We start from the raw sequence: 21,122 nt of genomic DNA, 5'->3' as shown, positions 1-21,122 counted from the left end.
TCGCATGATGACCACCCGGCTGACCAGCCGCCCGACCCGCACCGTCGAGGTGCCGACCGCACCGGGCGCCCTCCCCCTCATCGGACATTCACACCGCCTGGCCCGCAGGCCCTACCGCTTCCTGCAGACACTCTCGGAGCTCGGCCCCGTGGTGCGGGTGAAGATTCCCGGTTATGACACCTACGTGGTCACCGAACCGGATCTGATCCGCGAGGCCTTCGTCGGTCTCTCCGATCAGGGTTCGATGATCGATCGGGCCGAGGCGCTGCTCGGCGCTGGCGTCACCGTGCTGTCCGGTCCACAGCACAAGCGGGAACGCCGAATGATCGCCCCGGCCTTCGCGCGCGGCCGCATCGCGCAGTACGCCACCGTGATGACCCGCCTCGGTGCCGAGCAGGCCGATGCCTGGCGCGATGGCCAAATGGTCGTCGTCAATACCGAGATGCACGACCTCGCGCTGCGCACCGTCGCCGGAGCGCTGTTCTCCGGGGACCTCGGCGCGGAGACCGGCGCCGAAATCCACGAGATGCTCACGCCGGTGATGACGTTGCTCGCCCGCCGGGTCACCCGCCCGGCCTGGATCGACCGGCTGCCGCTGCCGAGCAACCGTCGCTTCGAAGGTCTTGTCGCCGGGATGAAGTCGGCCACCAGCAAGATCATCGCGGCCTATCGAGCCGATCTCGCCGCCGATCCGACCCTCGACCACGGCGACCTGCTCGACACCCTGATCAAGGCCCGCGATGAGGACGGTGTCGCGCTCACCGACGCCCAGGTGCACGATGAGCTGATCAACTTCCTGGTCGGCGGCACCGAAGCCACCGGTATGACGCTGTCCTGGGTCTTCCACGAACTGGGCCGAAATCCCGAGCTGGAGGCCGCTTTCCATGCGGAGATCGACGCCGTGCTCGGCGGTCGCCCTGCCGAATTCGCCGATCTCGCCCAGCTCGAGCTGACCAAGCGGATCGTCATGGAGACGCTGCGCGTGTACTCGCCCTGGCTCACCGTGCGCGACGTGCCGGCGAACTATGAACTCGGCGGCCGGGCGCTGCCCAAGGGGGCCATGCTGCTGGTGTGTCCGGTTGCGGTGCACCGGGATCCGGCGGTGTTCCCGGATCCGGACCGGTTCGACCCGGACCGCTGGCTGCCCGCGGCCATGGAGTCCCGGCCAAAGGGCGCCTACCTGCCCTTTGGCATGGGCACCCGGCAATGTCCGGGAAATGTGTTCTCGCTCACCGAGGTTGCGCTACAGGTTGCTACGATTTGCGGGCGCTGGCGCCTGCGCCCGATGCCCGGTATCGCGGTGCAAGAGACGGTGATCGGCGCCCTGGTGCACCCGAAGCATCTGCCGATGCGGGTGGTGGCCAGGCAGGTGCAATCCGGGCACGTCGCGGATTCGTCAGGGAGCGAACGCGGCGCGGCTTAACGAGTGATGAGGGTGTGGCGGTGTTCGAACTGACCAAGCGGCGAAGCAAGTGGATACTCGGCGTCTTCGTCGTGCTCGCGCTGGCAATGGGGATGCTCAGCTCGACGTTGTTCGACAAGGTACAGGGTGGCGGCTACAGCGATCCCGGTGGCGAAGCCAGCCGGGCCACCGAGATTTTGCGCGATACGTTCGGTCAGGCGCCGCCGAACCTGGTGCTGCTGGTGCACAGCGGCACCTCGGTAGACGATCCGGACGCCGCCACCGCCGCGGTCAAATTGGCGCTGAAGCTCAAAGACGAACCGGGCGTCGCGGGTGTCATGTCCTACTGGATGGACAAATCACCCGCCCTGCGCAGCGACGACGGCAAATCCGGCCTGATCGTCGCCAGCATCCTCGGTGCGGAGGGCGAAGTCGACCAGAAGGTCGGCGGGCTCGCGGATCGCTACGGCGGCACCCACGGCCCGGTCGAGGTGCGGGTCGGCGGCTACGCGATGCTGTTGCACGAGACCGTGAAACAGAGCGAGAAGGACGCCGCCCTCGGCGAATCCATCGCCTTCCCGATCACGCTGGTGGCGCTGCTGTTCGTGTTCGGCGGTTTGGTGGCGGCCAGCCTGCCGCTGGTCGTTGCCGCGGTGACGGTGATGATCACCATGGGTGCGCTCTGGCTCATCACACTGGTCACCGATCTCGCCGCGACCGCGACCAATGTCGCCACGCTGCTCGGCCTCGGCCTGGCGATCGATTACAGCTTGCTGATCATCAGCCGCTATCGCGATGAACTGGCCGCCGGTGCGCCGACCGGACCGGCCGTGGCCGCGACCATGCGTTCGGCCGGACGCACCGTGGCCTTCTCTGCCATCACCGTCGCGGTGGCGCTGTCGGGTCTGCTTTTCTTCCCGCTGCTGGCGGTGCGTTCCATGGGTTACGCGGGTCTGGCGGTCGCTGTCATCGCCGCGACAGTCTCGCTGACGGTGCTGCCCGCGATTCTGCTGCTGCTCGGCAGCCGCATCGATCGCGGCCAGCTCGGCTGGTTCTTCCGTCCGCAGCGGCCCGCACCGGGCGAGGGCTTCTGGCACCGGCTCGCGGTCTTCGTCATGCGCAAGCCGATGCCCATCGGTCTGGCGGTCACGGCCTTCCTACTGCTGCTCGGTACCCCGTTCCTCGGGGTGAAGCTCGGCTTCCCGGATCAGCGGGCCCTGCCGGAGTCGATGAACAACCGGCAGATCACCGAGATCATCCAGCGCGATTTCACGGCGACAGAGACCAATGGGCTGTTCGTGGTGCTGCCCGACGGCAAATCTGGACTTGATGCCTACGCGCGCAAACTCTCCGAGGTCGACAATGTCCGCCGCGTCGACACCGCCACCGGTAGCTACGCGCACGGCGGTCAGCTCGTCGCGGGCACGGCGCAGCACGCGCATTTCGAGACCAAGGATGCCGCGTACCTCTCGGTGACACCGGATACCAGCGATCCGGGTCTGCTGGACCGGGTCGCGAAGGATCTGCGCGCGGTGCCGGCACCGTCGCAGCGTTTGGTCGGCGGTATCGCGGCTGCCAGCGCCGATTCACTCGACGCGGTGACCTCGGCGCTGCCGGTGGCCCTGGCCTACGTCGTGATCATCATGCTGATCGTGCTGTTCCTGCTGACCGGCAGTGTGGTGCTGCCGCTGGTGGCGATCGTGCTCAGCGCGCTCAGCCTCACCGCGACCTTCGGCGCGCTGGTCTGGATCTTCCAGGACGGTCACCTGTCGGGCCTGCTCGATTTCACCGTGACCGGCGATCTGCCGCCGACGGTGCCGGTCATGCTCTTCGGTGTCGCATTCGGTCTGGCCATGGACTACCAGGTGTTCCTGCTGTCACGGATCCTCGAAGAATACGAACGCACCGGCAAGAACGATTCCGCCGTCGCACACGGACTGGAGAAGATCGGCCGGATCGTCACCGCCGCCGCGGTCCTGATCTCCCTGGTGTTCCTGGGATTCCTGGCCTCCGACATCACCTTCATGAAGTCCTTCGGTATCGGTCTGCCGCTGGCGGTGCTGGTGGACGCAACCCTGGTGCGCGGCTTCCTACTGCCCGCGGTCATGAAATTGCTCGGCGACTGGAACTGGTGGGCACCGGGTCCGCTCGAAAAGCTGCACGAGCGTTTCGGATTCGACGAGGGACCGTCCGTGCCGGCGGTACTGCCCGACCCGGACGATCTGCGCCAGCCCACGCGGGTGTAGATCACGAGAACGCTGATGGCCGCGCGGTATTCGCCGCGCGGCCATCGGTCTCAGTGGAGAGTTGATATCGGATTGCCCTCGGTCGTATCAGGTTCCATCGGTCGATAGTGGATTGTCCTGATACGACTCAGATTCCACCGGTCGAGAGCAACCCACCGTCGACGCGGATCGTCTCTCCGGTGATCCATGCGGCCTCATCCGAGGCCAGGAATCCGATCAGCCGCGCAACATCCTCCGGCGTGCCGAGCCGCTTCATCGGATACACACTCGCCGCCTGCTCCTCGTCGGCCGAGTACAGCGCGTCGGCGAACTTGGTCTTCACAACACCCGGTGCAACCGCGTTCACCCGGATATTCGGACCCAACTGCCAGGCCAATTCATCGGTGAGCCGGATCAGCGCGGCCTTGGACGCACCGTACGCCGCGATCACACCGGTCGAGCGCAGGCCAGCGACGCTGGCCACATTGACCACCGCGCCGCCGTGCTCGCGCATCCAGGCCTTGTACGCCTCCTGCACGTAGCCGAGGGCGGCGACCACATTGACGTCGAAGATCTTGCGCACCGCCTCCAGATCGGCGTCCATCAGCGAGCCGTAGACCGGATTGATGCCGGTGTTGTTGATCAGGATGTCCAGCGAGCCGAATTCCGAGACCACCCGGCCCACCGCCGCGGCCCGGCTATCGGCATCACCCGAATTGCCCGCCAGCGCGCTGACCTCGCCCCGATGGCCGAGCGCCCGCAGTTCGGCGGCCGTCTCCTCGAGCGGCTCCGGCTTACGCGCGGTGATCACCACATTGGCCCCACGGCGCAACAGTTCCGCCGCGACGGCCTTACCGATGCCACGGCTGGCTCCGGTAACGAGTGCGCTCTTGCCCAACAGATCGGTCGTCATGTGATGGCACGCTACCGCTGTTGAAATCCGCCGAGCGGACCCGGTCGGGGTTGCGCGATATCGACCCGGCGCGACTGTTCCCACAGGCGGGGACCCGATGGTCGGGGCAAGGCGCCTAGCTGCGATTAAGCTGCCGGAGAGGTATCGACGGAAGGTGAGATATGGCTGTCGACACATCGCTGCCGTCGCGCCCGGATGCACCTATCCTCAATGCCTGCGCCAGTCACATAGAGGCGGCGTTGACGAAGTTGGTAAAGCCGGTGGGCGACGGTTCGGCGAAGTCGATTACGGTCGATGGTCTGAGTGGCCTCGGAGAGTCGCAGCTGAAGGAAGGCGATCTCGTCGCGAAATACCATGCCAAACAGAGCGACGACACGAAATATAAAGACGATCTGAACTCGCTGGACAGCAATATCGCCCAGATCGCGGCGAAATCGGCCGATGTGTCCAACACCGTGACCAAGGAGGTCACGAAACTGGTGGGCGACATCAAGGACATTATGGCTGGTGTGCCGAATCTGACCGATGTGGCACTGCCGCGCAGCATCGAGTTGCAGATTGCCGCCATCGACAAGATCAGTGAGAAGTTCGGTAAAACGGCGCAGGCAGTCTCGGACGCATACAACGCATTGGACGACCACGCCGGAGAGGTCACCGACCCGGAGTCGGACCACAGCGGTAGTGCCCCGAATTCGATCGGGAGCGGCAACAGCTTTCCGACTTACACCGGCAGCGGTGGCAACCGCCGCAGCGGTACCGGACCAGCAGGTCTCGGCAATTACGCCACTGCCGAACCCATCAGCGGCGGTCAGCAGGCAACGGCCAGCGAGATCTATCAGTACCTGCGCAAGAAGGGCTTCACACCGGAGCAAGCGGCGGGCATCTTGGGCAATATGCAGGTCGAATCGGATTTCGATACCGGTGCCTACAACCCCAACGAAGGCGCCATCGGTCTGTGCCAGTGGGAAGGCGGGCGACGACACGCTCTCGAGGCTTTCGCCGCCAGTGACCCCCAGCACCGGTCTGTCACCGACTGGAGTCTCCAAGTCGATTTCATGATCCACGAACTGAAGGGCAGCGAGTCGGGCGCGTACGGCCATCTCACGTCGGCGACCTCGGCCGGTGCCGCCGCGGCGGCGTTCGATCAGTACTACGAACGCAGCTCCGGTGAGGCACGCGGCAAGCGCGTCGCGAATGCCAACAGCATCGCGTCGAGCATGGCCGCTATGGCGGTATAGCACCGAGCCGCGGAGTTAGTGCGGTCACACCTGGATCGCGGGTGTCAGTAGCACCTCTGGAGCCGGGTAAAATCAGTGGTTCTTGTGCGTGTACACGTCGCACAATCGAGCAACTGACCGCACCACGTACCCCGTAGGAGAAGTCTGTGATCACCGCGACGGACCTGGAGGTCCGGGCCGGAGTCCGCACCCTGCTGTCGGCCCCCGGGCCCGCGCTGCGGGTGCAGGCCGGCGACCGGATCGGACTGGTCGGACGCAATGGCGCGGGCAAGACCACCACGCTGCGCATTCTGGCGGGGGAGGGTGAGCCTTACGCCGGAAAGATTTTGCGCTCCAGCGACATCGGCTATCTCCCGCAGGATCCGCGCGAGGGCGATCTGAACGTGCTCGCCCGCGATCGCGTGCTCTCCGCCCGCGGCCTGGACACCCTGCTGCGTGATATGGAGAAGCAGCAGGCGCTGATGGCCGAGGTGGTCGATGATGCCGAACGCGAGAAGGCGGTGCGCAAATACGGTCGGCTGGAGGAGCGCTTCTCCGCGCTCGGCGGCTATGTGGCCGAGAGCGAAGCGGCCCGCATCTGCAATAGCCTCGGTCTGCCCGATCGGGTACTAGGCCAGGCGCTGCGGACGCTGTCCGGTGGTCAGCGTCGCCGAATCGAGTTGGCGCGCATCCTGTTTGCCGCCTCCGATGGCAGCGGGGGGCGCTCGGACACCATCCTGCTGCTCGACGAGCCGACCAACCACCTCGACGCCGATTCCATCACCTGGCTGCGCGGCTTCCTGCAGAACCACGATGGCGGTCTGATCGTGATCAGCCACGATGTCGAACTGCTCGGCGATGTGGTGAACAAGGTCTGGTTCCTGGACGCCGTGCGCGGGGAGGCCGACGTCTACAACATGGGTTGGCAGAAGTATCTGGACGCGCGCGCCACCGATGAACAGCGCCGCCGCCGGGAACGCGCCAATGCCGAGAAGAAGGCCAGCGCCCTGCGCGCGCAGGCGGCCAAGCTCGGCGCCAAGGCCACCAAGGCCACGGCGGCACAGAACATGGCCAAGCGCGCGGACCGCTTGATGGCCGAACTCGATGACGTCCGGGTGGCCGACAAGGTCGCGCGGATCAAATTCCCCGAACCCGCCGCCTGCGGCAAGACGCCGCTGATGGCGGAGAACCTGACCAAGGTCTACGGCTCGCTGGAGATCTTCACCGGCGTCGATCTGGCCATCGACCGCGGCAGCCGGGTTGTGGTGCTCGGCCTCAACGGTGCGGGCAAGACCACGCTGCTGCGCCTGCTCGCCGGGGTGGAGACGCCGACGGCGGGCGGTCTCGTCCCAGGTCACGGGCTCAAAGTCGGCTACTTCGCGCAGGAGCACGACACCCTCGACGACCAGGCCACGGTGTGGGAGAACATCCGTCACGCGGCACCGGACGCCGGTGAACAGGAGCTGCGCGGGCTGCTCGGCGCGTTCATGTTCTCCGGACCCCAGCTGGAACAGCCCGCTGGCACCCTCTCCGGCGGTGAGAAGACCCGGCTCGCGCTGGCCGGACTGGTCTCCTCGGCCGCCAATGTGCTGCTGCTCGACGAGCCGACCAATAACCTCGACCCGATCTCGCGCGAGCAGGTGCTCGACGCGCTGCGCACCTATGCCGGTGCCGTCGTGCTGGTCACCCACGATCCGGGCGCGGCCGAGGCGCTGTCCCCGGAACGGGTGATCTTGCTGCCGGACGGCCAGGAAGACCACTGGTCGGCGGAGTATTTGGAGCTGATTCAGCTGGCCTGATCGGGGCTGTCTCGACGGAGTTTCGTTGTGGGCGGTAGGTTTTCACTCCCTCAATTCGGGTGATCGGTGATATTCATCACAAAGACCCGTTGATCACAGCTTGCTGAGTGTTTAGCCTGGAAGGACGCGGCTCGGCGACTCGGAGGAAGCCATGAGCGACAGGCCCACACAAGTCAAGGCCACACTGGGTAAGGGCACACGCGTCACGGGGAAATCACGAGACCGTTTGCAAACCCAGCTGAAGAAGCAGTACGAGGCGGGTGCCAGCATTCGATCGCTGGCCCGGTCCACCGGCCGCTCCTACGGTTTCATCCACAACGTGCTGGTGGAGTCGCATGTGCAGCTCCGCAGCCGCGGCGGTGCCAACCGCCGCAAGGGCCAGTAGCGTTAGGGATCTGAATCCCGGTTTCGGCGAATGGATTTCGCCGACACCGAGGTCAGTCGAGCGCGCTAGTAGCCCGGCACCGCGCCGTCGCCGTTGACCAGCAGGTTGGCGAGGCTGCGGAATATCGGCAGGCCCGTCTTGATCTCCAGATACGCGAACTGGCCCTGTGGGTTGACCTCGAGAAAGTAGTACTCGCCGTCGAGGCCGAGGCGCAGATCGAGCACGCCGAAGCTCAGGCCGAGTGCTCCCATGAGTGTGGCCAGCGACTTGCTGACCGACGCGGGCAGATGTTCGGGAGCGAAGTCGACGGTGGTATCCAGCCGCGAGTCGACCCGACCGACGCCGGACTGCGAGTCGATCCGGACCGCCCATTCGACGCCGTCCATCCACACCACCCGCACATCGCAGGTGGCCTCGACGTAGTCCTGGAAGGTGGTCGGCGCGGAGCGGATGCCCGCGAGTCGGCCGAAATCGGCCTTGGTGATAATTCTGGTCTCGGCGAATTCGGCGCGCCCGGTGCCGGTGCGCTTGTAAACGACCGGGCCGGAACGTGATTCGACGAAGCTGCGCGCCTCGTCCGGATCATTGGTGATCAGCGTCTCCGGAACCGCGAATCCGGCCCGCTGTGCGGTCTCCAACTGCACGATCTTGCGGCTCGCGGTCCGATCGGCGCCGGGATCGTTGACCCAGTATGCGGGTATCGACCACAGCAATCCCTGGATGAAGCCATCGCATTCGGCCTGACGGTAGGCGTCATCCGAGGCGCGCACACCGGCGGGCACCTGTGCCGGATGCGCTCTTCGCCACCAGACCGACCGGACGTCATCGAGGCCGATCACATGCGATAGCGAACGCGCGGTGCCGTGCCGATCGAGCCGGAAACTTCCGGATTCGCGCGGGAAGTCGCGCAGGTCGAGCTGAATCGGGCTGAGCCCGTGGTGTTCTCGCAACGTCGCCGCCATCGCGGTGCCGTGCAGATCATCGGATTCGGAGACGATGAGGACCGAACCCGTCCGGCGCGCCGCCATGCGCAGTCCTGCTCAGTCGAGACTGTCGCAGTTGATGCCGTCGTCGCTGGTCGCGAGCGATTTGGTTTGGCAGTAGGTGAAGGTTGCCCCGCTGGTGCCCGGGTAGTCGGCGAGCTGGAGGCGGTCGGCCCAGGATGCGGTGAGTTGTTGCAGCGCTTCATCTCCCAGCGCCGCGGAGGGTTCCGCGGCCAAAGTCATCGGCCGGTCGACGAGGTCGATGCGCAGGCGCCGGGTGAAATCGGCGGTGGCGCCGGGACGGATATCCATCAGCACCGGGCGGCCATCGCGCTCGGTGGCCGCGCCATCGGTCCAGTCCACTACCCGAAGTACGTCGTCCCGGCGGAAGGTCCATGTTCCTTCGGTCACTCTGACGGTGAAATCTCGTTCCGACTCGGCCACCAACAGTCCCTGCAACGCGGGGACGCGGTCACCCGTCGGTGCGGTACCGGGGAGGTGGATTGCGTCGGTCATAGTGAACTCTCCGATCTGCTCGCGATTTGCCAGGACTCCCGAGCGGGAACTGGATCATAACGCGCGAGGTGTCCCGCACGGTCCGGATCGAGAGATTTCACCGCCGCTGGCAAACCGGATTCAGGCTCGGGATGCGCTAGCGCCGAAAGATTTTCGGTAAGATGGCAAACCGGTTCCCGCAATCACCGAGCTACTTCCGGACGGTTATCGTTCGGTCGGTATTGCCCGGGATTGGCGGCTGTGCATCCGCGGGTGCGGATGCGGCCGTTGCGTCGTCCCACTCGAATTCGCGCTCGATCGCGACCGTATCGCCGCTGCAGGTGATCAGCCGCGGCGATTTGCATTGCGCTCGGCCCACCACTGCGGCGAGTCCACGAACCAGTTGTCGAACTCCTCCTGGGAGGCCGCCAGTTCCTCGAAGGTGGCCTCGCCCTTGACGAGACGGTCGAGCAGGCGGAAGTAGCCGAAGCGTTCGACGGCGGGCATGAGGGCGATCAGGATTCGGGCCGAGCTGTCCGGGGTGGCGCCGAAGGCGTGCGGCATGAGTTTGGGCACCACGATCGATCCGCCCGCGGCGACGGTAACGATCTCGTCTCCGGCCAGGACCTGCAGTTCGCCGTCGGCGACGTAGAACAGTTCGTCCGACTTGGTGTGGTAGTGCGGCGCTGCGCCGTCGGCGCCCTGATCCATGTTGACCTCCAGGTGGCTGACCGCGCCGCCCGCCTCGTTCGAGTCGATGAGCAGGCGCATGGTGACCGAAGGGGTCACCAGGGTCTCGGCATCCTGCGGCTGGCGGATGGCGAACTTGCGGTCGGTGGTGGCGTTCATGACGTTCTCCAGTTGATTCGCTTGTTGATAATTCGCTACCGAACTATATCCCATCGAATAGAATCTTGTCCATGGGTGAGATGCAGTCGGATCCGGTGGACGCGATCGTCGGGCAGTGGCGTCGGGAACGGCCGGACCTCGAACTGGAGGCGATGGCCGTGATCGGACGGCTCGGCAGACTGTTCGTAATCGCGCAGCGGGATATCGAGGCGGTCTTCGCCGCGCACGGACTGCAGCGTGGGGAGTTCGATGTGCTTGCCGCGCTGCGTCGTTCGGGGGAGCCGTTCGAGTTGAATCCGTCAGTGCTCGCCGACACGCTGATGATGTCGCGTGCCGGAATGACCGGGCGGCTCGATCGCCTGGAGTCGGCGGGGTTGGTCCGGCGGATCGCCGATGCGGCGGATCGCCGTGCCGTCCGGGTTGCTTTGACCGATGCTGGTCGCGCGCTGATCGACAAGGTGGTCACCGCGCATACCGAGAATGAAACCCGCATCTTGTCGGTGCTTTCGGCGCGGGACCGCAAGGATCTGGACCGCATCGTCCGGGTACTGCTCGGCAGTCTCGAACACGACGCGAAATGAAGTAGCCCGATACTCGGGTGCCAGCGAGGTTATCGGTTCAACCTGGAGTTATCGCATCGAAGCGCGGTACACAAGGAGGCTACCGATGATCGACATCATTACCCTCCGCGGCACGGGCGAGCCGCGGAACAGCAATGGAACACCGGCCGGGATGCTGCACGATGTCACCAAGCTGCTCGATACCGCTCGCTTTACCGCGTTCGAACCGGACTGGCCCGCCTCGGTCGGACCGAGCCCGGATGTGTGGGGTCCATCGCTGGACACCTCCATCCGCCTCGGTGTCGCCGCCGGTGTCAAGGCGATTCAGGACTCGCCGAATGTCTGTGGGCTGCTGAGCTATTCGCTCGGTGGCATCTGTGCCAGCAAGATTCTGGAAGGGGTGCGGTCGGGGAAATATAAGAACACCGACGGCTCGCCGCTCGAGATCGCGTTCGCGGTCAATATCGCCAACCCGCTGCGCAAGCGCGGTCAGTCGGTCGGCAATCTCTGCCCGGCATCGACCTATGGGCTGCACGGTGAACGCGGTGCCTGGCCTGCGCTCGATGTCAAGGAGTACGCGAATCCGGGTGACATCATCACCTCTTCACCCGGCGACTCCCCATTGCGCGTGATCGATGTCGGCATTTCGCCGTTTTCCTTCGTGGAAGGCGCCCGCATCGGCAATGTGACTCCGCTGATCTTCGCCGAACTGCTCCGCTTCCTGATGAGTAATCCGATCGCCGATCTCAACCGGTACGCCGCCGCGGTCGATGGTGTCATCGGCTATCTGACGCCGTGGCCGGACGGTCAGCACGTGCTCTACTCCGGGCACAACATGCCCGGCACCAATGTGCTGTGGACGACCCATGCCGCCAACTATCTCAATGCCACCTACTGAACGCCGTGTGCCGGGTGGTTTTCGTACCGGAAGTCGGCAATTGCCCGAGTACGGTGCGGATTCCGGTGATCATCAGCGCTCTTGCGCGGAGTTGCGTGCATCACACTCCCTAAATTGCTGCAAGGATGCTGTGCGGCGGGTGGTCGCGTCGTAGAGTCTGAATTCGCTGACGCGCCATTGGGTTTCGATGGAGGGGTCACGGAGGCGTCCGTGACTTCCAGATGGCGCGGCGGTGCCAGGCCGTACCCCTCGGCCAGTACCCGCGCCATCTGCCAGCGAGGGCGCGGTCTCGGATAGTGGCGCCGCCGGGGAGGGATCCACCAATATCCCGACTCTCCCCGGCGGCACTGCACTTGCTTCGATACCGCTCAATCACCCTGTGCCGCAGCGGAGATCGGCTGCCACTTGCGCCAGAGTTCCAGGCGGGATTCGTAGTCCGCGGTCGCGATCGCCAGGGGGACTTCGCCGAGGAAGATCCGCAGCGGCGGCTCCGGTGCGTCGACGACGGCCAGGATGGCGCCGCTGGTGGCGGCCGGATCGCCCCGGCGCACCGCGGAACGCTGCGCGGCCCTGGCTGCCCTGGCCGGATCGTAGGCCGGAATCGGGGTGGCGTGGTGCGCGGACGGACCGGCCCAGTCGGTATCGAAACCACCTGGCTCGATCAGGGTCACGTGGATGCCGAACGGTGCGACTTCCTGCGCGAGGGACTGGGAGAACCCTTCCAGCGCCCACTTCGACGCGTGGTACGCCCCGAGATTCTGGAAGGCCGAGATGCCGCCGATGCTGGAGACCTGGATGATGTGGCCGCTGCCCTGGGCTCGCAGAATCGGCAGTGCCGCCTGGGTGACCCACAGTGCGCCGAAGACATTGGTCTCCAACTGCGCTCGGAGTTCGTCCTCGCTGAGTTCCTCGATCATGCCGAACTGGCCGTAGCCCGCGTTGTTGATCACGATATCGAGCCGTCCGAACCGTTCGGCGGCCTGCTGGACGGCGGCGAAGTCGTCGGCGCGATCGGTGACATCCAACCGCAGGGGCAGGAAGGTATCCGGATATTTGGCGACCAGATCGTCCAGTGTGGTCAGGTCGCGGGCTGTCCCGGCTACCCGGTCGCCGCGCTCGAGTGCGGCGAGCGCCCATTCCCGGCCGAATCCTCGTGAGACTCCGGTGATGAACCAAACTTTGCTCATACGATCACACGGTAGTCACCTGGAGTGCACTCCAAGCAAGTGGTCAACGTGGACGCAGGGTGACCGGCAGTGCCGACGGCGAAAGGACGAAGTCCCGATTCGATGCGCGCACCACATAGTGCGGGTCGGGGATCGGCCGCCAGCGGGCCAGCAGGGCCGCGGCGGCCAGGCCGATTTCGATCGTGGCGAAATGGTCGCCCAGGCAGCGGCGACGGCCGACGCCGAAGGACAGGTTGGCCTTCTTATCGATATCGGCGGCGCGCTCGGGCGACCAGCGGTCCGGGTCGAAGGATTCCGGATCGGTGAAGTACCGCTTGTCGTGCTGAACCAGATAGGGGCTGAACATGATTGCCGTACCGTCCGGAATGGTCAGTCCGCCGATGGTGACATCGCCGTCGGCGGTGCCCGCGCTGATCCACGGGCCCCAGAAGCGAAGTGTCTCCGCCACAACCTGTTTCAGATAGGGAAGTGCGCCGAGATGTTCGGGCCGGACCGGGCCCGATCCGACCACAGCGTCGAGTTCGGCGTACAGCCGCTCGGCGATATGTGGGCGGCGCATGACCTCGTGCCAGAGCCAGCCCGTCAGCGATGCCATCGAGCCGACGCCTCCGGCCAGCATGAGAATCGCCTCGTCGATAATGTGCTCATCGGACAGTTTCGCACCGGTCTCGCTGTCGGTATGTCGGATCAGCGCTGACACCACATCGTTGAAATCCTCATCGCGGCGGCGGTATTCGGCGATAACGTCGCCGATGGCGGCGCGCAGGTGATGTGCCTTCCTGCGCCAGCGCCAGTTCGCGATGAGCCGCAGGCGGCGCACCTGCGGCGGTAGCGCGGTGCGCAGGATGACCTGACTGAGCAGCCACGGCACACTGTCCCGGATCTCCCGGCGTGCGTCATCGCTGAAATCGGCCGTGAACAGTGTCGAAGAGACAGTGTCGAGGATCAGGCCATGGGCCTCGTCCATCAGATTCACGTGCCCATCCGAAGGTAGTCCCGCTGACCAGGTTTCGGCGATATCGGCCGCCGACCCCGTGTATTCGGCGAGGCGGCTCTGCCGCAGCGCGGGCGCGATCATCCGGCGCCGCAGTTTGTGTTCGTCGCCGCGCAGGACGTTCACCGATCCACCCGCGACGTCCTTGATCGCCTCACGCAGGTCATCGCGATTGAGTTCGGCATCGCCGAGTCCGACCTCGCGCACGAGATCCGGTGTGGTGAGCAGATATCCGGTCTTCTGGCCGAAGTGGATACGCACGATCGGCCCGAGGTCGGCCAATGAGGTGACGAATCCGGGCGCGTCGCGCAGCGCCCGCAGGCTGTGTCCCACCAGTGGTAGCGCGCCGGGCGCAGTCGGGACCTCTGAAAGAGATTGTGGCATGACCAATTCTGGACTCCGCGCGGACTCTTCGCGGGCCCGGCGATAGATTTCGAGCACCGTCCCGGTCTGCTGTGATTGCCGCACCGAGTCGCTGTGTGCGGCAAGGACCTCGCGCATGTGGTCGAATGCGGTGCGATCAGCGTTGAGTTTCGCGATGATATCGGCCATCGCGGCAGCCGACGGATCGGCGGTACACACGCCACCACCGGTCGGCACCGATTCGCCCAGATCGGGATCGCAGTAGATGATCGGCAGGCCCACCGCTACCGCCTCCAAGAGGACCATGCCCTGGGTGTCGAAACCGTGTGAGGGAAACAGCAGTGCGTCGCCGCTGGACATGGCCGCGAGGCATTCGGCCTGAGTGACCCTGCCGTGCACACGGATTCGGTCCTCCAGGCGGTGTTCGGCAATAGCGACCTCGGCCGCGGCGCGCAGGTCACCGTCACCGTAGATATCGAGGGTGCAGTCATCGACGAGCCGCACGGCGTCGATCGATTCGAGCAGCCGCTTCTCGGCGGACAACCGCCCGCACCAGATGAGCCGCAACGGAGCGTCCGGCGCGCGATCGGAAACCTTTGCGCCGCTGGCGCTTTTGATCAGATCATCGTCCACACCGTTGGATACCACCCGAATCGGACGGGTCAGACCGTGCGCGAGCAATAGATCGGCGAAGTGCTGCGTCGGCGCGATCACCCGATCGGCCGCCTGCGCTTGCCCGACGATGGTCCACCAGGCATGGCGGGCTGCTCGGCTTTCGGCGCGGTGCGGCATGTGCTGGCGATGCGGTACGAACCGGCCGTGCAGTGCGCGCAGCGCCAGGGCCGCCGGATACGGTGCGGGCGAGGTGTTCTCGATGAAGGCGTCGTCGCGACTCTGGGCGGTGTGGATCAGCGGAATCCGGTGTCGCCGCGCCGCCTTCATGCCCGCGATGGCGACACCGTAGGTGGTGTGGGTGTGCACCAGGTCGATCGGGCCGCGCGCGGCGAAGGCGGCGTCGATCAGTGCGGCATTGTGCTTGCTCGGCAGCACAACCGGGAAACCGTTGACCTCGAGACCGCCCACGGCGCGCAGCTCGACCACATCAGGGTCCGCGTGCGCCCCCGACAGCGGCGCGACGAAGAGGGTGACGCGGTGCCCCGCGCGTTCGAGTCCGCGGCACAGTGAGTCGACCGCGGTCTGGATCCCGCCCAGCGTGGTCGGGTGGTAGTCCATGAACATCGCGATGTGCACAATGGCACTGTACTGATACATGCCCCACGTCGAGAGCCCATAGTTCTGTGGACTATCCGCTCGGAGTCGGGTCAGGTGCCCAATACCCGAAAGAGCCGCCTTGAAAATAGCGATTCCGCTCACCGGAACTCGTGGAGATGTCCAGCCGGTCGTAGCGCTGGGACTGGAGTTGCGCCGCCGCGGCCACGACGTGTTGCTCGGGGCGCCGCCGAACCTTGTCGAATTCGCCACGGCCACCGGCCTCGCCGCCGTCGCCTGCGGACCCGATGTGCAGCAGCTCTACAGTTCGGATGCCGGACAGCGGGCACTCGCGGCCGGAAATACGCTGCGGCTGATGCAATTGGTGGCCCGTCAGATGGCCGATTACGCCCAGCAGATGAATCGCGAGGTCATCGATGTCTGCGCGGGGGCCGACCTGATCGTGGCCAGTACCGTCACCGAGGATCGGGCCAGTTCGGTTGCCGAGGCGATGGGCGTTCCGCTGGTCAGCCTGCATTACTTCCCGTGCCGCAGCAATGGCGCATATCCGTTTCCCGGTGCGCTGCCGACGCACTGGAATCCGCCCGCCGCCGTGAATCGGGCGACCTGGACGATCGCGGAGAATCTGCGCCGCGTGGTGTTCATGCGCTACCTCAATGATCTGCGGGCAACGCTCGGGCTGCCGAAATCGCGGGCGAGTACGGCCGCCGTGCTGGCCCGCGCGCACGTCCCCGAGGTACAGATCTACGATCCGGCGCTGGTTCCGGGACTGCCGCAGGAGTGGGATGAGCGCAGGCCGTTCACCGGATTTCTGACCCTCGATCACGCCGCCCGCGAGGCCGTCGGCGAATTAGCTGGCGACCATGCGGGGATCCTGTCCTGGATCGAGTCAGGCGAGGCGCCGGTATTCTTCGGTTTCGGCAGTATGCCGATCCGGGATACCGCGGCGGTGCTGGCAATGGTGTCCGAGGTGTCGGCTCGGCTGGGGGTGCGCGCCCTGGTGAGCGCGGGGTGGAGTGATCTGGATATCGCCGATGCGCAGGCGGGCCCGAACGTCAAGGTCGTCGGTCCGTTCGCACACGACCTGGTCTTTCCGCACTGTGTCGCCGCGGTGCATCACGGTGGTATCGGGACGCTGTTCGAGAGCCTGCGCGCCGGATTGCCGACGCTCGTCTGCTCGGTATCGTTCGAGCAGCCGATGTGGGGTGGGCAGGTCGAGCGCCTCGGTGTCGGTGCGCATCTGCCGTTCACCCGGCTCACCGAGGCGCGGCTCGAGCAGGGGGTCGCGTCACTGTTGACGCCCGAACGTTGCACCCGCGCAGCGGAATTCGCCAAGACGCTGGGTACCGAGGATGCCGCCGCGCGCACCGCGGACATCGTAGAGGCCGCCGCCCGGTGACGATCGACGTCTTCGCCGACACCCTCGTCATGTTCCGGCGCTGCGTCCGGCATACGCTGCGCAGCCGCGACACCCTGATCATTTCGCTGCTCATGCCGATTCTGGTGATGCTGCTGTTCACCTATGTCTTCGGCGGGGCCATCGATGTCGGCGGCCCCTACCTGGACTACGTCGTGCCCGGAATCATGTTGCTGTGCACGGGTTTCGGTTCATCGATCACCGCCACCGCCGTGTCGACCGATATGACAAGGGGCAGTATCGACCGGTTCCGCACCTTGCCGATGTTCCGGCAGGCCGTCCTGGCCGGGCATGTCGCAGAGGGGGTGCTGCGCAATCTCGCGGCCATTATGATCGCGGTTTCGGTGGCGCTCGCGCTCGGCTACCGTCCCCAGGCGGGTCTACTCGGCTGGCTGGCGGCCCTCGCGATGATCACCCTGTTCGTGACGGCCATCTCGTGGATCGCGGTTGCCCTGGGGCTGATCGCCAAGAACCCGGAAGCCGCGGGCGGCCTCACCTACGCCATCATGTTCATCCCGTACATCAGCAGCGCCTTCGTCCAAACCACCACCATGCCGCACTGGCTGCGCGGCTTCGCCGACTACCAGCCCGCCACCCCCATCATCGAAACGGTGCGCGGCCTCCTCAACTCCACCGGCACCGGACACCACGCCCCGCTGGCCATCCTCTGGTGCGTCGTCCTCGGTCTCCTCGGATTCGCCGGCGCCAGTGTCGTCTTCAGCCGCCTGTCCCACCACTGACCTCAGGCGGCCGGGTTGCCCGCGCGCAAAGAACGCCGCGGCGCCCGAATCGGGTGTCGCGGCGTGCTCGGTGCTATATGGCGAGCGAACGGGTTGTTCGTCATTCGATGCGGCGGGCGGGATATCCGGCGTCGAAGCCGCGTCGCATCCTGTTGTAGGACTCAGCGCATGTCGCGTTGACCGGCGGCTAGTTCGGTTATGACCTTGTCGGCGCCGAGTAGGCCCTGGACACGGTTCGCGAGATTGGGGGCGATCAGAGCGAAGCTTGCGCCCAGGCGGACGGGCAGCGGGGCTACGTCTGTTTCGGCGATATTCCGTTCGATGGCTCGGACCACGGCGTTGGCGACGTCTTCCGGGCTTCGGGTGCCGACGCCCGGTGGTAATGCCGCGCCGGATTTGGCGAACATACCCGCGTCCCTGACGAATCCGGGGTAGATCGACGAGACGCCGACGCCGCGCTCTTGCATATCAGCGCGCAATGCCAGGGCGAAGCCGCGGAGTCCGAATTTTGTCGCGTTGTACATCGCCGCCTTACCGGATGCGGCCTTGCCGGACAGGGAGTTGATGAACACCAGGTGGCCCTTGCCGCGCTCGGCCATTCGCGCACCGGCGAGGCGGGCCAGCACGATCGGGGCGCGCAGATTGACCTCCAGTGCGCGATCGATCTCCGGCAGCGAAAAGTCGAGCAGATCGCCCGACCCGGGCAGCGCGGCATTGGCGATGACGACATCGAGGTCACCGGCCTCTTCGACCAGCTTCTCGGCACCGCCGGGCACGGCGAGGTCCGCGACGACCGCTCGTGCGCCGAACCGGGTCGCGACCTTGTCGAGTTCCTCGGCTCGGCGTCCGGACAGCACCACACTCGCGCCTCGCGCGGCCACCGCGGCGGCGATCGCGACCCCGATTCCGCCGGTCGCGCCGGTGATCAGTACGCGTGCTCCGTTCAGGTCCATGCCGACGATTATTGTCGAGATTCCGCATTTCGCGAGACATTCGCAGTCCCCGGTGTCGTCGTGCGCGGCGGCTGCCGTCAGTCCTGGAATCGGTCGCACTTGCCCGTGCTGATCCGGTGCGCATCGATACCAGGTGCCAGCGACGAGGACAGGTTCGGCTCGATGAGCGCCGAAACCGGCCGAATTATCGGCTACCGTCGGGTAGGCAGACCTTCGGTGTCGGTCCGATGCTCGAAAGGCTCTGCCTGCCAACGCATCATGCGTATCGATCGGCGGGCTGTGTCGTAGCATCGGTCCGGGTATCAGGGAGGAGTCGTGGTGCGGGAGATCAGTCGGGCCGAGTTTCTCGCGGTGCTGACCGGCGCAGCTGCCGGAGCTATTGCGAGTGGTGTGGTCGGCGGTGCGCCCGCCGGTGCGGATCCGGTTGCGGCCGAGCCGATTTCGGTGTTGTCCGGTGCCACGCTGACCGACGGGACCGGCGCGGCGCCGCGCCCGGATACGACCATTGTGCTCGCGGGGGACCGGATCGTGGCTGTGGGCGGGTTCGCGGACCTGCCGTTGCCGCCGCAGGTGCGGGTGGTGGATCTGACGGGCAAGTTCGTGATTCCGGGGCTGTGGGATATGCATACCCACGTGCCGTCGGCGGAGCAGTTCTTTCCGCCGCTGCATGTGGTCAACGGCGTCACCGGGGTTCGCGAGATGTGGGGTGACCCGCAAACCCACGACCTGCGCAAGCGCATCGAACTGGGACAGGCGTTCGGTCCGCGGATCGTGATCGCGAGCAATATCATCGACGGCCCGCCCGGTATCTGGCCGGGCTCCGAGGTGGTGTCCACCGGTACCGAGGCCAGAGCCGCGGTACGGCGAGCCGCGCAGGGCGGCGCGGACTTCATCAAGGTCTACTCGCTGCTGTCACGTGCAGCCCTCACGGCCATCGCGGATGAGGCGAACAAGATCGGGCTGCGCTTTGCCGGACATGTGCCCAACCTGATCCCGGTCCAGGAGGCGGTCGACCTCGGTCAGTACACGATCGAGCATATGTACGGGATGCTGCTGTCCACGTCGTCGCGCGCGGACGAACTGTACGCGGAGATCGAAGCTGATCCGGATGGGTGGCGGGCGAACCGGATTCGACTCGAACAGGCCGCCGCGGAAACGCACAGCCCCGAACGAGCGGCGGCCCTGATCGACCAGATGATCCGGCACAATTGCTGGCAGTCACCGACTTTGGTGGTCCAGCAGCGTCTGATGACCGGTCGACCGCCGGGCGATCCCAATGACGAGCGACTGCGCTATCTGCCCGCCTACTTCCAGCAGATGTGGCAGGGCCAGGCCGCAGCACTGCCGGCCGAGCAGAGTGCGGTGTTGCAGCGGAACTATGCGGCCCGCCTGCGTCTGCTCGCGACAATGTACGAGGCCGGTGTCGGCATCGTGGCGGGCACCGATGCGGGCAACCCGTTCGTCTTTCCCGGTTTCGCGCTGCACGAGGAGCTGGAACTGCTGGTGCAGGCCGGTCTTTCGCCGATGCGAACATTGCAGGCGGCGACCCGCGACGCCGCGCGATGCCTGGGCATGGCACACCTCACCGGCACCGTCGAGCCCGGAAAATTCGCGGATCTGGTTGTGCTGGACGGTGATCCGCTCGTCTCGATCGGCAATACCCGGCGCATCCATGCCGTGGTGTGCCGGGGACAGTACCTGGCGCCCGAAGACCGAGACCGCATCCTGCGCGAGGTCGAAACGGCCGCGGAACAGGTGAATTCCGCGCCGCCGCCGGACGGTCCGCGCGGAGGATGCTGCGGCTGACTCAGTCCTTGCGGCGCACCGAGGCTTCGACCAGATCCAGTACCGCGGAAAGGTTTTCGTTGGTGTGCCCGGACGCGATGCGGGCGATGAGCCCGTCGAGTACCAGGTCCAGATAGCCGAGTAGGACGTCGGTGGGTACATCGTCGCGTAGGGCGCCAGCGGCCTTGCGCCGTTCGAGCCGGGCGAGGGTCGCGGCGGTCAGCTCGGCCGAGCGCTGCGACCAGCCCGCGCGGAACTCCGGATCGGTGCGCAACCGGCGCGCGATCTCCAAACGCGTTCCGAGCCAATTGAATTGCTCGGGATGGGCCAGCATATCGCGCATGACCTGCACTAGGCCCTGATTGGCCGCGACATCGGCCATGCGATTGGCATCTTCCTGTGCCAGTGCGAGGAACAGGGCGTCCTTATCGCGGAAGTGATGGAAGATCGCGCCACGGGACAGGCCGATGGCTTCCTCCAAGCGGCGCACGGTGGCGCCGTCGTACCCGTATTCGGCGAAACAGGCCCGCGCCCCGTCGAGTATCTGACTACGCCGGGCGGCGAGGTGATCGTCACTGACCTTGGGCATCTGGCGGGCTCCTCCGAGCGAAGCGGGCAAGCAATGTGAAGAGGTGCGGGGGCCCCCCCCGGGGGGGGGGGGGGGCCCCCCCCACGACTCGGGGTGCCGTGGGTTGAGCTGTCGCCGCATCCGCTGTATCTTCCGTCG

18 protein-coding genes are annotated in these 21,122 nt (G+C 65.9%); 10 read left to right on the top strand and 8 right to left on the bottom strand.

The annotated features are described in order from the left end of the window. Positions 1-4 precede the first annotated feature (4 nt). Both ABZW16_RS24935 and ABZW16_RS24930 read left to right on the top strand, forming a co-directional pair. Entirely contained in the window at positions 5-1,423 is a 1,419-nt protein-coding gene (locus ABZW16_RS24935; RefSeq protein WP_354958412.1) for a cytochrome P450, read from the top strand. A 20-nt stretch (positions 1,424-1,443) separates the two neighbouring features. Further along, complete coding sequence (locus ABZW16_RS24930) at positions 1,444-3,648, top strand: MMPL family transporter (RefSeq protein ID WP_354958411.1); 2,205 nt, start codon at positions 1,444-1,446, stop codon at positions 3,646-3,648. 127 nt (positions 3,649-3,775) lie between these two features. On the opposite strand, the gene ABZW16_RS24925 is transcribed toward ABZW16_RS24930, so the two are convergent. Further along, positions 3,776-4,540, bottom strand: a complete 765-nt coding sequence (locus ABZW16_RS24925; RefSeq protein ID WP_354958410.1) for an SDR family oxidoreductase — start codon at positions 4,538-4,540, stop codon at positions 3,776-3,778. Between the two features lie 161 nt (positions 4,541-4,701). Between ABZW16_RS24925 and ABZW16_RS24920 the strand changes: the two genes are divergently transcribed. From ABZW16_RS24920 to ABZW16_RS24910, 3 genes are all read left to right on the top strand, one after another. Continuing rightward, positions 4,702-5,778, top strand: coding sequence for a phage tail tip lysozyme (locus ABZW16_RS24920; protein WP_354958408.1), 1,077 nt, complete (start codon positions 4,702-4,704; stop codon positions 5,776-5,778). Between the two features lie 146 nt (positions 5,779-5,924). Further along, a complete protein-coding gene (locus ABZW16_RS24915; RefSeq protein ID WP_354958407.1) occupies positions 5,925-7,556 on the top strand; it encodes an ABC-F family ATP-binding cassette domain-containing protein in 1,632 nt (543 codons plus the stop codon). Positions 7,557-7,707: 151 nt separating this feature from the next. After that, positions 7,708-7,941: a helix-turn-helix domain-containing protein gene (locus ABZW16_RS24910; RefSeq protein ID WP_062991895.1), complete on the top strand. Its 234-nt coding sequence runs from the start codon at positions 7,708-7,710 to the stop codon at positions 7,939-7,941. A 65-nt stretch (positions 7,942-8,006) separates the two neighbouring features. Here the strand turns inward: ABZW16_RS24910 and ABZW16_RS24905 are convergent, their stop codons facing one another. The 3 genes from ABZW16_RS24905 to ABZW16_RS24895 all read right to left on the bottom strand — a co-directional run bounded on the left by ABZW16_RS24905 (position 8,007) and on the right by ABZW16_RS24895 (position 10,190). Next, positions 8,007-8,969, bottom strand: a complete 963-nt coding sequence (locus ABZW16_RS24905) for a hypothetical protein (protein ID WP_354958405.1) — start codon at positions 8,967-8,969, stop codon at positions 8,007-8,009. 12 nt (positions 8,970-8,981) lie between these two features. Beyond that, the gene (locus ABZW16_RS24900; RefSeq protein WP_354958404.1) at positions 8,982-9,440 is read right to left on the bottom strand and encodes a hypothetical protein; all 459 of its coding nucleotides are present in this window, start codon (positions 9,438-9,440) and stop codon (positions 8,982-8,984) included. Between the two features lie 324 nt (positions 9,441-9,764). After that, positions 9,765-10,190, bottom strand: coding sequence for a cupin domain-containing protein (locus tag ABZW16_RS24895; RefSeq protein WP_354958440.1), 426 nt, complete (start codon positions 10,188-10,190; stop codon positions 9,765-9,767). 149 nt (positions 10,191-10,339) lie between these two features. On the opposite strand from ABZW16_RS24895, the gene ABZW16_RS24890 reads away from it, so the two are divergent. Both ABZW16_RS24890 and ABZW16_RS24885 read left to right on the top strand, forming a co-directional pair. Beyond that, positions 10,340-10,849 carry a MarR family transcriptional regulator gene (locus tag ABZW16_RS24890; protein WP_354958403.1) on the top strand — a complete coding sequence of 170 codons (510 nt, stop codon included), beginning with the start codon at positions 10,340-10,342 and terminating at the stop codon, positions 10,847-10,849. Between the two features lie 85 nt (positions 10,850-10,934). Continuing rightward, the gene (locus tag ABZW16_RS24885) at positions 10,935-11,726 is read left to right on the top strand and encodes a hypothetical protein (protein WP_354958402.1); all 792 of its coding nucleotides are present in this window, start codon (positions 10,935-10,937) and stop codon (positions 11,724-11,726) included. Positions 11,727-12,094: 368 nt separating this feature from the next. Here ABZW16_RS24885 and ABZW16_RS24880 read toward each other — a convergent pair whose 3' ends face one another. Both ABZW16_RS24880 and ABZW16_RS24875 read right to left on the bottom strand, forming a co-directional pair. Beyond that, the gene (locus ABZW16_RS24880; protein WP_354958401.1) at positions 12,095-12,913 is read right to left on the bottom strand and encodes an SDR family oxidoreductase; all 819 of its coding nucleotides are present in this window, start codon (positions 12,911-12,913) and stop codon (positions 12,095-12,097) included. A 43-nt stretch (positions 12,914-12,956) separates the two neighbouring features. Then, entirely contained in the window at positions 12,957-15,542 is a 2,586-nt protein-coding gene (locus ABZW16_RS24875) for a cytochrome P450 (protein ID WP_354958400.1), read from the bottom strand. A 79-nt stretch (positions 15,543-15,621) separates the two neighbouring features. Here ABZW16_RS24875 and ABZW16_RS24870 point away from each other — a divergent pair, with 79 nt between their 5' ends. Together ABZW16_RS24870 and ABZW16_RS24865 are read left to right on the top strand one after the other, a co-directional pair. Beyond that, entirely contained in the window at positions 15,622-16,899 is a 1,278-nt protein-coding gene (locus ABZW16_RS24870; protein ID WP_354958399.1) for a glycosyltransferase, read from the top strand. After that, entirely contained in the window at positions 16,896-17,657 is a 762-nt protein-coding gene (locus ABZW16_RS24865; protein WP_354958398.1) for an ABC transporter permease, read from the top strand. The genes ABZW16_RS24870 and ABZW16_RS24865 overlap by 4 nt, the downstream gene beginning before the upstream one ends. A 161-nt stretch (positions 17,658-17,818) precedes the next feature. On the opposite strand, the gene ABZW16_RS24860 is transcribed toward ABZW16_RS24865, so the two are convergent. Beyond that, positions 17,819-18,610 (bottom strand): SDR family NAD(P)-dependent oxidoreductase, encoded by a 792-nt coding sequence (locus ABZW16_RS24860; protein ID WP_354958397.1) that lies wholly within the window; start codon positions 18,608-18,610, stop codon positions 17,819-17,821. A 318-nt stretch (positions 18,611-18,928) separates the two neighbouring features. Between ABZW16_RS24860 and ABZW16_RS24855 the strand changes: the two genes are divergently transcribed. Then, positions 18,929-20,416, top strand: coding sequence for an amidohydrolase family protein (locus ABZW16_RS24855; protein ID WP_354958396.1), 1,488 nt, complete (start codon positions 18,929-18,931; stop codon positions 20,414-20,416). A 1-nt stretch (position 20,417) separates the two neighbouring features. On the opposite strand, the gene ABZW16_RS24850 is transcribed toward ABZW16_RS24855, so the two are convergent. Further along, positions 20,418-20,984, bottom strand: coding sequence for a helix-turn-helix domain-containing protein (locus tag ABZW16_RS24850; protein ID WP_354958395.1), 567 nt, complete (start codon positions 20,982-20,984; stop codon positions 20,418-20,420). Positions 20,985-21,122 lie beyond the last annotated feature (138 nt).

Origin of the sequence: Nocardia sp. NPDC004604, from assembly GCF_040609795.1 — a bacterium.
GTDB lineage: Bacteria > Actinomycetota > Actinomycetes > Mycobacteriales > Mycobacteriaceae > Nocardia.
The sequence above is the reverse complement of the archived record's forward strand: the minus strand, read 5'-3'. Positions and strand labels throughout refer to the sequence as shown.

Excerpts from the sequence above, each read along its gene's own strand:
- ABZW16_RS24935 (WP_354958412.1), top strand. The coding sequence starts at position 5 with ATGATGACCACCCGGCTGACCAGCCGCCCGACCCGCACCGTCGAGGTG.
- ABZW16_RS24925 (WP_354958410.1), bottom strand. The coding sequence starts at position 4,540 with ATGACGACCGATCTGTTGGGCAAGAGCGCACTCGTTACCGGAGCCAGC.
- ABZW16_RS24920 (WP_354958408.1), top strand. The coding sequence starts at position 4,702 with ATGGCTGTCGACACATCGCTGCCGTCGCGCCCGGATGCACCTATCCTC.
- ABZW16_RS24910 (WP_062991895.1), top strand. The coding sequence starts at position 7,708 with ATGAGCGACAGGCCCACACAAGTCAAGGCCACACTGGGTAAGGGCACA.
- ABZW16_RS24905 (WP_354958405.1), bottom strand. The coding sequence starts at position 8,969 with ATGGCGGCGCGCCGGACGGGTTCGGTCCTCATCGTCTCCGAATCCGAT.
- ABZW16_RS24900 (WP_354958404.1), bottom strand. The coding sequence starts at position 9,440 with ATGACCGACGCAATCCACCTCCCCGGTACCGCACCGACGGGTGACCGC.
- ABZW16_RS24895 (WP_354958440.1), bottom strand. The coding sequence starts at position 10,190 with ATGCGCCTGCTCATCGACTCGAACGAGGCGGGCGGCGCGGTCAGCCAC.
- ABZW16_RS24890 (WP_354958403.1), top strand. The coding sequence starts at position 10,340 with ATGGGTGAGATGCAGTCGGATCCGGTGGACGCGATCGTCGGGCAGTGG.
- ABZW16_RS24885 (WP_354958402.1), top strand. The coding sequence starts at position 10,935 with ATGATCGACATCATTACCCTCCGCGGCACGGGCGAGCCGCGGAACAGC.
- ABZW16_RS24880 (WP_354958401.1), bottom strand. The coding sequence starts at position 12,913 with ATGAGCAAAGTTTGGTTCATCACCGGAGTCTCACGAGGATTCGGCCGG.
- ABZW16_RS24875 (WP_354958400.1), bottom strand. The coding sequence starts at position 15,542 with ATGTATCAGTACAGTGCCATTGTGCACATCGCGATGTTCATGGACTAC.
- ABZW16_RS24860 (WP_354958397.1), bottom strand. The coding sequence starts at position 18,610 with ATGGACCTGAACGGAGCACGCGTACTGATCACCGGCGCGACCGGCGGA.
- ABZW16_RS24850 (WP_354958395.1), bottom strand. The coding sequence starts at position 20,984 with ATGCCCAAGGTCAGTGACGATCACCTCGCCGCCCGGCGTAGTCAGATA.